Genomic DNA, 13,806 nt, shown 5'->3' on the forward strand with positions numbered 1-13,806 from the left:
CATAAAAACAATACCTCTAGTACGTTTGAGGTTTCAGATATGCCTTGCTCGCTGCGGCTTGCCCTCTGCTTTCAACTTTTGCCAAAAACGGAGGGATGACCATCAACCGGGTTCAGACTACATGCCCCATTTGTTTTCGCATAAGAAAAAAATCGCTGTCATTACGAATGCCTAGTTTCTTGAATGCAAAACACTTTTGCGTGCTGATGGTTTTTGGACTGCGTGAAAATTTTTCGGCAATCTCCTTGATGCTCATGCCTTCCAGAAAGCAGCGCAGTACTTCCTTTTCCCGAACGGTCAACGATGTGCTGAGTATCAAAAATTCATTATCGGATGATGATATTTCAGGCTCCGCGATGTCGTTCTTCTTTCGACTGACTGTTTCCGAAAAATCCCTTATTACCAATGACGGCACATAGCACTTCCCTGCAGCGACCATCCGTATCGCGCTCACTATATCCTCCGGATTTTGCGTCTTGCTGACATAACCAAGACCTCCGGCCCGAAGCACCAGCGATACCCTGCTGAGGTTGCAGCAGGCGGAAACAACCAGGATTTGACTTGCGGGAAATTGCGATCGCAAGGACTTGATCATGGCCACGCCATCAATTTCATTCGGGCCGAGCGCATAATCAATCACCAGGACATCTGCCGGATTCCCGCGTAAGCCAGCAAATAATTCCTGGCTGCGCGAATACAGCCCGACCACCTGAAAATCAGCCTGGTTCGCCAGCAAGCCGGCGAGGCCCTGCAGAGTGACATGATGATCGTCCAAAAGGGAAATACGAGTCGGATTTGGCATGCTCTTCCTTGGTTGACTGATAAATATCGGAATGGAAATATTAATATGGTTTGGTGCATTTGAAGGCATCGGCTAACCATCATCGACTGTCAGCTTGTTGTCGAGCTGCATGACTATGTCAGCCAAGGCGTCAACGGCATCTCGCACGATATCCCAATCGATACCGTCCGGAACATTCAGTCCCGACTCCAGCGAATCCGCCAGCTCCCCTGCCTCCCATGCATCAAACATAGGGGCGCTTCCTTTGATCCGATGGCTGAGATGCTGCAGCAATGTGATATCGCGGTCAGCACAGGCTTGCCGCATCCTGCCGACATCGCTGCATATCGAGTGAACGAACAGAGCGTATAGCTCTTCTCCCTGCATGGGCTGAAAGAACCCGGCTCCGTCGGCGAGGGACGCATCCGGCAGCCAAACTTGCAGGAGCCGCCTCAGATCATCGAGCCTCAACGGCTTTTCGAGAATGTCGTCCATCCCGCTACTCAGGCATTTTTTGCGATGCACCGCATCAGTGGCCGCGGAGACTGCGATGATGGGCAAGTATTGTGCTCTGTTGCGGATGTTGTCGCGGATGGCTTTGGCGGTGGCATAACCGTCCATGTCTTGCATGTAGCAATCCATGAGCACCAGGGATATCTGCTTTCCCCCGGATGGATTTTTCTGTTCCTCTTTCAGAATCTGCAATGCATCCGCACCGCTTCCCGCAATCAGGGCAGTGCAGCCCAGCACCTCCAGTTGCCGCTCAATCGTATATTGATTGGCCCATTGATCTTCGACCACCAAGATGAGCGGGGATAGCGCTTGCATCGTCACAGCCTGCTGTACAGGAGCCGCGTCGGAAAGCATTTTTGCACTTGCTTCACCTCCTGCCATTTCGCGCGAGATGCATTGACAAGGTATGGTGAAGCTGACGGTAGTCCCTTTGCCTTGGTCGCTGTGCAGTGTTATCCGGCCGGCCATCAACGCAATCAGCTCGCGGCAGATCATAAGGCCCAATCCAAAACCAACATGCCGGCTGGAAATCGACGCATCAACCTGGAAAAAGGGCCGGAACAGATGCTTTTGATTTTGTTTTGATATACCGATGCCGCTGTCGATAACGTCCACGGTGAGTTGCCCTTGATCTTGTCCGCGATCTTGTCCTTGATCTTGCCCGGCCGACGCCGCATGTACTGTAGCAACCACCTCTATCGTGCCATGCTCGGTAAATTTGCTGGCGTTCGATAGCAGATTGAGCAAAACCTGACGCAGCCGCATGGTGTCGACAACGATCAGGATGTCTGGCGGAACATCGACCATGACATGAATTGGCACTCTCCTGGTCTGTATCTTGGCGGACATCATATCGACCGTTTCCTGCACCAGGCTGCCGATGTCGCAGGGGACGGCAGTCAATGCCAGGCTCTTGGCCTCCAGCTTGGAGAAATCAAGAATATTGCTTAGCAAGCCAAGCAGCGTCTCCGACGCAGCGTCCGCTACTTTCAACGTTTTCTGAAACTGTTTTCCCGTATCGGATTGCTGCAACAGCTCGATGGAGGCAACGATGGCATTCATCGGCGAACGTATTTCGTGGCTCATGACGGCCAGGAACATCGACTTTTCCTGTTCGCTGCGTATCGCCCGACGTCGTGCGATGCGCTCTCGACAAGCAAAAATGACCGTCAGAATAAAACCTAACAGGCAGAGCGCTATTTCAACAGCATAGTCGACAAGCAAATTCGATAAAGTACGATGACGAAAGCCGATTCCGGCTTCCCACTCGCGCGCCAATTGTTCGTTTTCCCTTGCAGTCATGGAATACAGAGCTTTGTCGATGATTGACGCGAGGATGGGGGCGTCCCTCCGTACCGACATGCTGACATTGAGAGGCCCCATGTCAATTCTTCCAGCAATACTCAGTTTCTCGGCAAACTCATTGCTCAGCGTCCGAAACGACATCACGTCCAGACTCAAAGCGCCTTCTCCCAAAGTGGCATCGGCCCGGCCATCCGCTACTGCCTCTAGCGCATCGCGCATATTGTCGACAAGAACAATCCGAATCGATGGATCTTTTTCGCGGAAAAAGGATGTGTATGCACTATCAGATTTGAGAGCAATGGTTTTGCCGGCCAGGTCCTGCCATCTGTATATGTGTCGCGCGGCGGGCAGGGTTATCGCAGTTGTCAAAGTACGATAGTAAGACACTGTATGGGCAACGGCATCGTTCGTCGGCGCATCGTCGCCAAGCTTGACAACAAGCGGATTCAAATCGATGTTTCCTGCTTCAATCTCTTTTTGAATCGTAAAGGAATCGGCGTATGGCACCATTTGGAGGCTCAGTCCAGTGACACGCGAGATAAATGCAAGATAGCCGGAAGCCAGGCCTTTATATTCACCGTTCTGTATGCGTTCACTCAGAACGCTATTTCTATCGATACCAACCCGCAGTATTGGATTTGCTGCAATCCATTGTCTTTCTTTTTCACTGAAACGCACGCCTTGATCGGCTTCAGTTGAAGCAGTTTCAGGCGAAGTAAAAATGGCTAGAAAAAAAATGCACAAAATCGGTTTTCGCATAAAAAACTCTTCGAAACCAGCCCTACAAAAATTGAGCAATGTCAATGGTGATTTACTCCAGGAAAATATGAATGCCAGTATTTCACTCCTTAACATCTACAGCAACCCTACCTGCCAATTGAAAAATGGATTTAAGAAATGCACAGGCTTCGCATTCGCGAAGTTTCATCACCTTGATGCGATGGAAAAAAATGGGCTCACCGCTTGATAAGCCATCATCAAGGCAGTGTGAATGGAAACGCCAAGGAACTATGGCGGCGAATACAAAATGGAAGCGGTGAAATTGGAATTAGAATTAGGCCAAGGCTTACCGATAACAGAAGCTGCTCATCGGTTGAGTATGTCAAAAAACAGTTTAAGAATGAGTTGAGAATTCAAAATATTCACGCCAGGTCACGGAACCAAGACGAAAGCCAACGCCATGGCGACAACTCAAAATAATTAAATAACAGCACGATCACGACGATCAAAATGCAATCAGCAGCATAACGAAATTTATTCATATTTACATTCCAATATATCAAGGGGGATATGAGTTCTACACATTGCAAATTGAACCTCAAGATTTTCCAGACTGAAATATCGGTGCAATCGCCGGCTCAAGATTGGTTGGTCCGTTGTGCGTTGGATCAGATCGACCAGACTGCGATCATCCGGCACTGTTGATCGATGAGATTTCTCATCATTCAAAACGATAGCCGAGCCCCGCCTGAGCAAAAAAAGCGCCAGCTATCAAATGCGTCAAGATGGCTGAGGAGGATGAATATCGCATTTCAAAAAGATTTAATTTCAAAAGAAAACTGCCCGCTCAAGTCTTGATCCGATGAAAATTTCGTGCGGGCAGCGTCATGCAATATCTCTACCTCTGCCACCACACCTAACTGCATGATGGGTGTGCTCTGCCCTGCGATCTGAGGGCTGACGCTGTCGCCTGGCGCCAGTACAATCGTTTGTCCATTGCGAAAAACATCGCGCTGGGATGTCCATGTGGCGGCCTTGCCATCCGCCAGCGCCTCTTGCAATTTCAGTTTTAGCCACGTCGCGTCATTCGCTGCGCTTAAACGATGAACATTGTCTACCCCGGCGCCAGAATCACCTCGCAATTGAATCGAGAAACGCGTCGGTACAGCGCAAAAAACATTAAGCATCAACGTCTGCTTGCCTAACGAAATTTGACCTTGCGTGCGGCGCATCACATTCAGACTCCCTAGGCTGATACGGCCAAGCTCCAGCTGCGAGCGACTCAGTATCAATTTACATGGAGGAGACGAGCTGTTTTCTTGAGCTTGCGACATGCTCGCTGTGCAAGCCAGACACAGCCACACTACAATGCATCGCCTGCACCAAGGGTTTTCCGCTTTCATTGATATTCCTCAAATGACCTCTGGCCAAGCGATGCTTATATCGCCTGGCGACAAACCGTCTCTGTACGCTCATAAAAAGAATCAACAGCTGCGTACTCCGGCAATTCAACATCAATGAAACAAGCTGAACCAGCAATATTGGTCACGCGTAACGACTGCTTCAGTTGTTCTGCCGTCAAAAGGGTTGTACCCCCAGTGCCGATTGACGCAATCCATGCCCCATTCTCATCGAAGATCGACGCGCCTTTGTCGGCAGGCTTGCCATGGTGATCAACGATCTTGAGCAGCACGCGACGTGTGCTTACAACACCGAAGGTCATATTGCTGACCGCACCTCGAGCCAGTCCTGCCATACGCACACCATTCTTGACGTCGGTATTTTTCGGCAGACTTTTCGTCACCAATTCAAGTCGAGCTTCTTGATAGGGAGGCATGTAAGGAGCAACCGCCCTGCCGCTGAGATCAGTCCATACTGGTCCTTGCGGCGTCTGAATTTTCACATCGGAAAGACCCGGCACTGTCATCAGTGCAAAGGTATCCTGCACACGATACGGCGACAAAGTAATGCCATCCCCATGGGCAACCAAGCCTCCTGAAATTTGTCCACTGTAGGAAATGCCACCCGCTCCGTAGCTCCCCACATTAACGCTGGCCTGCGCATACTTCGGCAAAATTGACAACCCAGCACTGTTGGAGATAGATCGATTTGTACTGCCGCCGTCTGCTGACAGGCGATAACTTGCATACTCATTGATACGATCACTGTAATCAAAAGTGACTGCTTGACGCCGGTTATTGCGACTGACCGCACTATTTAGACTACCCGATCCGAAAGGAATACTAAGCCCTGCGTATACCATTAAATCTCGGTTCACACCGGTGCTGCGATCAATGCTGACAGACACATTTTTCTTCTTGAAATTTCGCCCCCAGCGCAACCCAAACTGACGTATCCCTACGCTCTGACCGCCGCCAAATTGTGAGTAGTTGAGCGCCACACTACCTATGGCGGAGTGCTGATAGTTCGCAATAAAATTCATTTGCTTATATCCGAACTCACGCGAATCGACCTGCTCGACGCCGCCGATTATTGGCGCATCATATGGACTTACCCATGTATCTGAAAAAGTACGAAATTTTTTTGTGCGATAACTATACGAACCACTTGCAGACAACCGCTCGCTAAGTTGAACGCTAACATTGAGCGTGGCTTGCATCCCCAACTCCATGGTGCCGGCAGAATAGGCAAGCAAATGGTTAAGATCGGCCACTACTCCCCGTTTGATCGAGGCAATATACTGTGCGCCAAGCGAATAGTATCGTGGCGCCAGCAATGCGCTGGCTGCAATACTGGATCGATTGTCAAAAGGTAGATTCGCCCTGGCAGTTACTAACCAGTTATTGCCAGCTGCATAATTACTTTCGTCCCCGTAGCGTATTGGTCGGCCGAGTGCAATCGAAAAATTTCTTTCGCGAGGAACATAGTTGAAGGCCAATGCAGCTACAGGAACGATGAAACTGCGCTTCCGACCGTCTTCTTCAATCACGCTCACTTCCAGATGTTCGCTCGCATTATTGAGCATCAAACTGGTCAGCGAAAACGGCCCTGGCGGCACAACAGTTGAATAAATCAATGCGCCGCTTTGCCGTACTTCCACACGTGCTACTGTTTGCGCAATACCATCGACAGAAGTGCTGTTGCCAGCTTGCTCCAGCAAGGCCCCTTCAGGGAAAAATTGCATGCCGAGCAAAGATGGCATATTAAATTGCGTGTCGGCGACATTGATTTGTCCCGCCTGAAAAACGGATTTGTAGCCAGGCACTGTTTTTTGCACATGCGTACCCAGATGAGAAATCGATTTCCCTCTTCGTGAACGGGAATACGTTTGCCGGCTACGCAACATCCAATCAAACACATTCAATCCTGTCTCGGTATTGGCCAGGATTGTTGTATTGCCGCTCTTTGAAGCGTCTTTCATATAGGCCAGTTCGTAATTCAACAGACCGGCCGTACCACCTCTAATAAACCGATCGACATTCAATCCGGTGGAAACACGCAAAGCGTTTTGCGGCACAATTAACTCTACTTCTTCTCGGCTCGGATGTAAGCGTACGATAGTTTGCGGATACAGCTTGTGTAGATCAATACATGACGCAAGATGATCCCGAGGAGGAACGATAATATCGGCACGTCCAAGAAAATCCGCATCAGCACATAATTTTCCTTGCTCATCAAATTGCCCATGAGCCCGGCCAACCTTGATACCGTTAACGAACAGGGTGACATAATTGCCACCCTGATTAAAGCGCTTTTCATCCTTAAAAAAGAAGGCAATATCAGGCGAGAATCCCCTCGCCTTCAACGTTTCACGATCAAATGATTTGTCATTAGGTTTCACGTTATTTGCAGCAATGACCAATACCGATGGAAAAAACAGCAGAATTGCCATGCCAGCAAGCAGCTTTAGTCTCATGACATACCAAAAAATAAAAGGCTTCGCGATAATATGATTGCATTGTCACGATTTACTGAACGTATTCCTTATAGATAAAGCACTTCTATCGTAGCGTTGCCATCGAAGCGGACGTCCCCCGCTCCGGGAATGTTTGTGCTGACATCCAGGGATGGCGCTATATCCATGGGAAACTTAAACTGCGAACCAATTGCAGCAGATGCTGCAGATGGAGAGGCGGAAGTTGAGGCCGCTATATAAGGCCGGCTGTGCGCAAACAAAGCGGCAGGAAATGCCAGATTAGCCCAACCAGCCGCTGCTGTACTTACATTATTGGCGAGAAAAGAAACCCCTTTACCATCTACTTGTGGAGTTCCAAAACGTATCGCATAAGCTCCAATTGCTTTGCCGTTATCAGCTTTTCCTAGTCCGAAAAGGTTATCGGCGGCCACCTGCAAAGCCGGGCCAGGTGCAATCTGATCAAATTTGACATTCATATTTCCTGCTGGTTTATCCGTAGCACGATTGTCGGCAATCTTGATAGCAATCACCGTAGCTGCTGTACATTCGACATTGGCATCAATCGTACGTGAGCCGATCGCTGTTGTTAGAGTTGGACTGAGGATGGCTCGAGAGAAGGAACCAAACTTCACTTCTCCGCCATCGCTCAACGAAACTTTGCAGGCTGGCGAAGTAAGAGTCCCTGTGACCTTCATGACTTGGGTCGTTTGCCCGGCAGCTAAGCCCGCTACCGTTGTCAATCCTAAACCGGCCAATAACAAAACGCATGATTTCATCTCTACTCCTTTAGAAAGATAAATACGGGTTATAAAATCTACTACGGGTGGTGACGTCCATGAACTGCCTCAATGAACTTAACGTCCTGCAACCTGCCCTTCTACGACAAGCGCTTCCTGGTTATCCAGCAAATAACCGTTAACCGATGCTGGCCTGAATAATATTTTTCTGATCTCGGGATAAAACTGCTGGCTGCGAAGAACCACTCTCTCACCAGGCAAAATATAATTTCTTGGAAGGAATATGCCATCCCCGGACGGCTGTACTTGAATTTCTGCCCCCATGCGTACGACATATGGACCGGTATTTTCAACAGCGATCTGCCCGGCCGCGTTTTCCCATTTCAAAAGCTTCCACGGCTCGCTATTAGGCGGCAATTGAGCCGGACGTATGATGAGCGGAATATTCTGGCGAATCGTAACCCGCACTACATTGGGCTCGGCGTAGGGGATGCCTTCAAAAGAAACACGTTTGAGACGCTCCACCTTCAGGTTTGCATCATCTTTAAGAATGAAGCGAACTATTTGGGTATCACCGGGTTCCACACGCGTAATCGATGGCGCCACAAATAAAACATCGCTGATATCCTCAGGTATATCGATTATTTCGGAATGCAGCAATAATGGTTCACTTGAAGTGTTACGTAGTCCAATACTCCCTTCACCATCTTTTTGGTTGACGATCACTACGGACGACTCTAAATCCAGTGAAGCGTGTGCCGGCAACATCATCGAATACGACAATCCAGATAACGCTGTGCCTACCAGAATGAAATGTGAAAACCGTTGTTTTATTGGGCGTTTTCTAAAGTGGTTTAGGCCAAACACGGATGGACTTTCTTATCAGTTTTCACTTTCAGACAATGTCGTAGGATCGAAAAAATCTCATCCACGACTCCCTGATGCAGGTGACTACTATAGATAAGATGCGTATTTGAAAATATCGGGTATGAATTAGACTCTGGCTTATTTTTTTAAGGCGCGTTTTCTTCAGTTTTTGCTAAGGCTCAGCGACCGAAAAAATGACACTACCTTGCCATCTGGTGCGATCGCGCATACGGGTGGCGGCATCACTCACGTTGGATTCGATGTGCACTTGCACGGAAAGATTTTTTGCCTTTCTGTCCCGCTCCGCAACAAGTGAACACACTTTACTGCCTGGTAGCACACTGGCTGCAACCAGGTCTCGTTGACGGAGATCGCCAGACGTTTTGGCATCTCCAGAAACACTGTCAGGCGTTACCTGCGCTCTGATGCCATAGAGCCAGCGTATCCGGATCTGCGCACTCCGAGTGTCCTTGATCAGTACACCTTTAAGCTCTCATCCTGGCTTAAAACCGAAGTGACCAAATCACTGAAGCAGCGCCGCAACCTAAAACAGATGCATGCTGATCTATGTGCGTTGGGTTTTGAAGGGTTGTACGACTAGGGCGCGGCCTTTGCTCGACAGTAGCGATTGGATCAACAAGACAGAGTCAATTTCGCAAGCAAAAGCACAGTACGGCCGGGTTTTGTAGTGCAAATGAAAAGGCCTCCCGCTCGGGAGGCCTTTTAAATACTTGGCGGGAGAGGGGGGATTCGAACACCCGATAGGCTACGAAGCTACACATTCCCCCGTCACATTTCCCTTACAGATCACGCAGTTCCGTAAATTCACCTGCGATATTAGATTTAATTTTCAATCTGTGTAACCCATTGATTTGGTTGATTTTTGATTTATCAATATCGCAGTTTTATGAGCATGATTCACATCGAAGTCGTTGGACTCGAACCAAGTAGATGGGAGTACTGTGGGATTCATTTGTCTAGGACGGGACCCCGATCATGCCCCCGAAATCCCCTAGTTCGTCCCCCGATTCTTCCCCGAACACCGGACAGACTATGAACCTGTAGCGAGGGTACCACTATGGTTTTGGCCTGGACTTTAACATGAAGGCTAACGGAGTATGTTTTGTGTCATTCGGCGGAAGCTCGAAAGGTTGTGATTTCTCAATTGCTTGACTAACCGCCTTGTCAAAATCTACCAAACCAGATGATTTAAGTAAGGTTGCGGTGCGGATTTTCCCGTCAGGAAATAGCGTCACTGAATACACCACCGGATCATTTCCTTCCAAATCCGACGGTACGTCATATGTAATATTGGATTTGATTCTTTGCCCAATTGAAGAAACGGCGTTTTTTACATCCATATCACTATGGTCGGCCTCGGCAGTTTGGCAGAATGTCGATGACGAAAGAAGTAAAAAAGATATAGTGCCGGCAAGTTTCAAAAATATAGTCATTATTTTTATAAATCGTAATTTGATCTGAAAAGCAAATACCGCCAGCGATGTGAACGGCGACTGACAGAGGTTCGACGATTAAACTTGGCGGCTAACTTGGCGGTTAATGACTTGTCCCTGGACCAGCAATCGAAAAATTAAATAATTTCAGTTGGTGAACAGGCTCACAATATGCTGTGATAGTTCACCTTCATTTTCTCGCCTTGCCATACAATTTAAATCTCAGTTGGCTCAACTCTGAGACTTCAAAAATTGTTCAATTTCAGCCACATGATTGCTGTAGGAGTCCAAAGTGACACGATCGCATTCTCCCTCGCGAACTTGCCCTGAAGGTTTATCGGCCGGGAACAGAGTCACCCCATATCGCGCTGCCAATTGCAAGCGAGCATTTTCAAATCGCTGATTAATCGCAGCAAATGCGCCCGCGTCAAAAAAATCGCATTTGCGCACTTTTACAATTGCTCGAAAGTAGTTCGCGCGCCCGAAAAGAAACACAGCAGTAGGCGCTGTTTGACTTGGCGCTTTGAGAGAAGATGAGCCAGAATTCTGTGCGCCTGGAGGCGCAATAGGTTGTTTTGAACGTAACTGCTCTATATAGCGCAGCTCCGCCTTAGCCTTTGAGTCATTTTGATCAAGGTCCACACATTGCTGGTATATTTTTTCAGCGTCATCCAGTCGATTCTGCTCTACATACGCATAACCTAAACCTCGCCATGCTCTCGAAAGTTCTATATTTTTGAGGTCCGCAGGTGAAAATTCACGAGCAGCTGCTTCAGCAAGCTGGAAAGTTTGAATGGCCATCGACCAGTTCTTTTGTCGTTGGTATATGTTGCCTAATTCAGAGAGATATTGAGAATTGCGCGGTGAAAGCGCAAGCGCGTGCTCCAGAACCTCTTTCGCTTCAGAAATACGACCTAATTCACCTAGCGCATATGCCTTCGTATAATACGCCGTTGCCCAAGTAGTAGACGGAATCACCAGGGTGTTGGCATGTTTATTTATCCCCTCCCCAAGATACATAAGACTTTCCTGAAGTGTGCGAGCACTAAATAGCTTTTGTTCGGTGCCTTTGAATTTCGTTTGATAATAGTCGATAATTTTATCGAAATACCCATCTATCGCCGCGTGAGGATTCCCACCTTTTAGTAATGCGACGCCATCACTCAGCAACTGAAACTGCTGAGCCTCCTCTTTCGATGGAGTCTGTAAATTAGACGGCTCTTGATCAGCCCATGTCAAAGTAACCGAAAAATAAAAAAGACAGAACAGACATAAAAAAACACGACGCATAATTTAATCTCCGATCAGAACTGAAGGGCTGTCAACTGCTGCTCAAATAAAACCGCAAAAATATCTAATCGGTGAAGAAATACGCACCATTGACTTTCTTCGCATTCATGAAAGCAAAATCGGGAAATATTTTCTGGCGAACATACCACGTGTAGGCACACAGTCCAATGCCTATGGCGATAGCAATTAGTGTCTCAATCGGCGCTTTGGCGAATCCGCTAACTTGATTCCCAAATTGGGCAATCGTCAAAAGGATTGTGGCGTTATAGAACGCGACTTTGTTTTTATGAAACCCCCAAGCAAACCAGAGCATGAAGAATGCAATGAGAGCGCCGATGACCCAGCTTGCCGTGCGTCCAATTTGCATGCCGATGGAAAACCCGACAAGGAAACCTAGGCAAACTTGTAGATATGTAATCACCAGCAAAATTCGGACATATATCTTGTTTGCACCACATCTATGTGGATCAGCGTACGACGCTATCAAATAGGCGAGATCACTATCTTTTACACCTTGACCGGATAGTTTGTTGAATACATCAGTCTTGCTGGCATCTGACGAAAGAAGATCTGAAACTTTGTTTTTTATTTCTTTTTTATTCATCATAAATTTCACTCAAAATTTTCTCTTGAAAAATGTCGAGCAATGCCAGCCACGACTGCGTAGAATCACATTCCTTCGACACTGTGATACTTCTGTCTCCAAATCAACGAATAGCCGACAAATTCAGCGTCCCAACGCTCGCGGCAAGTTGAATCCGTGCATTCTGCCAGCTGGCCATGGCCTGAATGCGCTGCTGCTGCGCATTCGCCAGTGCCGTCTGAGTCGTCAACACTTCGAGAATATTCGCGACACCTTTTTGATAGCGGCTCGCGGCGGCCTTGAAGGCGTCATGCGCGCTATCCAGGATGTCTTGCGAGGTACGTAAATTCTCCGCACTGACTTTCAGGCTTTGATAGCTGGTCCAGACAGTCACCGCCACTTGCAGCTCAGCATCGGCCAGATTGGCTTCTTTTCCTTCGACTTGTGCTTGCGCAGTACGGATTTTGTAGGTTCGGCTAAATCCCTCGAAGAAGGGAATATCGACCTGCACCCCGACATACCGATCGCGCCCATTCGCACCAATATAGGGCTGCCCGACTCCCGAGCTTTGCGACTGGTTATTCGCGTTGTAGCGACCAACCAGGCTAATCGAAGGCCGTCCCTGTGCCCGCACCATTTGCTCGTTGGCCTGTGCCGCCTCCATATCCGCCCGCGCTGCAATCAGCGATGGATGGGCTTTCTGGGCCGACTGCAGCAACTCACCGACCGACTGCACCATTTCCGACTCCCGCATCGCCGGATTGTCCGATTCGATCAAGATGACAGAACCATCCGGGCGCTGCCCCATATCGATGGCGAGTGTGCCCAGGGCAGACTGCCAATCCCCCTCCGCTTTGTTGCGATTGAATACCGCCTGTGAGTATGCAGTCTTGGCTTGCAACTGATCGCTGATCGCAGCAACACCTTTCTGCACACGCACTGCCGCGGCTTCTAGAACGTGTTTGGCGTCCTCTTCAATATCGGTCGTTGCCTGAATGTTCTTTTGCGCGACGAGCGCCGCATAATAATCTTTGACGGCCGTTGCAAATACCGTCTGCAACACGTTGTCCTGACTTGCCATGGCCGACGTCAGCATCTTTTCGGCATTGTCTACCGTCGCCGAACGCAAGCCGAAATCGTACAGTACCCAATTGAGCGTCAGGGTGTCATTGTGATAGGTGCTATCGGACGCCACATAGAACGGCACAACATTGGCGCCCTGACTCGTAGACTTATCTTTTATCGCTTGCACTGAACCGCTCAAGGTCGGCAGATAGGCCGCCTTGGCAACACCAACCTGCGCCGCTTGCGCCTTCACATTGGCCCAGGCCGCCCTGGTCTTTGGATTGTGGCATAGCGCATTTTCAACAACATCGAGCAGCGTATAGGTCGCTTCCGGTCCTTCCGTGCACCCATGAGATGCGACCGATGAGGCCATCATCGTACTGGCAGGGCTTGCCGGCACGCTGCCAAGTTGAAACAGTGGATCATGTGGCGCCAGCTCGAATCCGAAACAGGGCTGGGCGCTTGCAAGGAAACCAAGCAATGCCCATTTATTGGCATGGTGTCGCGGTGGCGTTCGCCATATTCGGCGAGCGCCACCGGATAAGAAACCACCGGTCCGGCCAATCATCGTCTTCAGCATGATTGGCTTGAACTGGTGGCATCAACACCTATTT

General features: G+C 48.9%; 11 protein-coding genes. 1 reads left to right on the top strand and 10 read right to left on the bottom strand.

Annotated elements, in window-relative coordinates; translation table 11 throughout:
• Positions 1 to 112: 112 nt before the first annotated feature.
• The 6 genes from KHU30_RS21650 to KHU30_RS21675 form a co-directional block, all read right to left on the bottom strand.
• Positions 113 to 802, bottom strand: a complete 690-nt coding sequence (locus KHU30_RS21650) for a response regulator transcription factor (RefSeq protein WP_211444677.1) — start codon at positions 800 to 802, stop codon at positions 113 to 115.
• 72 nt (positions 803 to 874) lie between these two features.
• Positions 875 to 3,403 carry an ATP-binding protein gene (locus KHU30_RS21655; RefSeq protein ID WP_211444678.1) on the bottom strand — a complete coding sequence of 843 codons (2,529 nt, stop codon included), beginning with the start codon at positions 3,401 to 3,403 and terminating at the stop codon, positions 875 to 877.
• A 728-nt stretch (positions 3,404 to 4,131) separates the two neighbouring features.
• Complete coding sequence (locus KHU30_RS21660; protein ID WP_211444679.1) at positions 4,132 to 4,653, bottom strand: hypothetical protein; 522 nt, start codon at positions 4,651 to 4,653, stop codon at positions 4,132 to 4,134.
• Positions 4,654 to 4,757: 104 nt separating this feature from the next.
• Positions 4,758 to 7,172 carry a fimbria/pilus outer membrane usher protein gene (locus KHU30_RS21665; protein WP_211444680.1) on the bottom strand — a complete coding sequence of 805 codons (2,415 nt, stop codon included), beginning with the start codon at positions 7,170 to 7,172 and terminating at the stop codon, positions 4,758 to 4,760.
• Positions 7,173 to 7,264: 92 nt separating this feature from the next.
• On the bottom strand, positions 7,265 to 7,972 hold the full coding sequence (locus tag KHU30_RS21670) for a DUF1120 domain-containing protein (protein WP_211444682.1): 708 nt from the start codon (positions 7,970 to 7,972) through the stop codon (positions 7,265 to 7,267).
• A gap of 78 nt (positions 7,973 to 8,050) precedes the next feature.
• Complete coding sequence (locus KHU30_RS21675) at positions 8,051 to 8,800, bottom strand: fimbria/pilus chaperone family protein (protein WP_211444683.1); 750 nt, start codon at positions 8,798 to 8,800, stop codon at positions 8,051 to 8,053.
• Positions 8,801 to 9,161: 361 nt separating this feature from the next.
• On the opposite strand from KHU30_RS21675, the gene KHU30_RS21680 reads away from it, so the two are divergent.
• The gene (locus tag KHU30_RS21680; RefSeq protein ID WP_211444684.1) at positions 9,162 to 9,401 is read left to right on the top strand and encodes a hypothetical protein; all 240 of its coding nucleotides are present in this window, start codon (positions 9,162 to 9,164) and stop codon (positions 9,399 to 9,401) included.
• Between the two features lie 475 nt (positions 9,402 to 9,876).
• On the opposite strand, the gene KHU30_RS21685 is transcribed toward KHU30_RS21680, so the two are convergent.
• The 4 genes from KHU30_RS21685 to KHU30_RS21700 form a co-directional block, all read right to left on the bottom strand.
• Positions 9,877 to 10,242 carry a TonB family protein gene (locus KHU30_RS21685; protein WP_211444685.1) on the bottom strand — a complete coding sequence of 122 codons (366 nt, stop codon included), beginning with the start codon at positions 10,240 to 10,242 and terminating at the stop codon, positions 9,877 to 9,879.
• A gap of 243 nt (positions 10,243 to 10,485) precedes the next feature.
• Positions 10,486 to 11,544 carry a tetratricopeptide repeat protein gene (locus KHU30_RS21690; protein WP_211444686.1) on the bottom strand — a complete coding sequence of 353 codons (1,059 nt, stop codon included), beginning with the start codon at positions 11,542 to 11,544 and terminating at the stop codon, positions 10,486 to 10,488.
• A gap of 64 nt (positions 11,545 to 11,608) precedes the next feature.
• The gene (locus KHU30_RS21695) at positions 11,609 to 12,151 is read right to left on the bottom strand and encodes a hypothetical protein (protein WP_211444687.1); all 543 of its coding nucleotides are present in this window, start codon (positions 12,149 to 12,151) and stop codon (positions 11,609 to 11,611) included.
• A 100-nt stretch (positions 12,152 to 12,251) separates the two neighbouring features.
• On the bottom strand, positions 12,252 to 13,772 hold the full coding sequence (locus KHU30_RS21700) for a TolC family protein (protein ID WP_211444688.1): 1,521 nt from the start codon (positions 13,770 to 13,772) through the stop codon (positions 12,252 to 12,254).
• Positions 13,773 to 13,806 lie beyond the last annotated feature (34 nt).

This window comes from Collimonas humicola, from assembly GCF_018304945.1.
GTDB classification, from domain to species: domain Bacteria; phylum Pseudomonadota; class Gammaproteobacteria; order Burkholderiales; family Burkholderiaceae_D; genus Collimonas; species Collimonas humicola.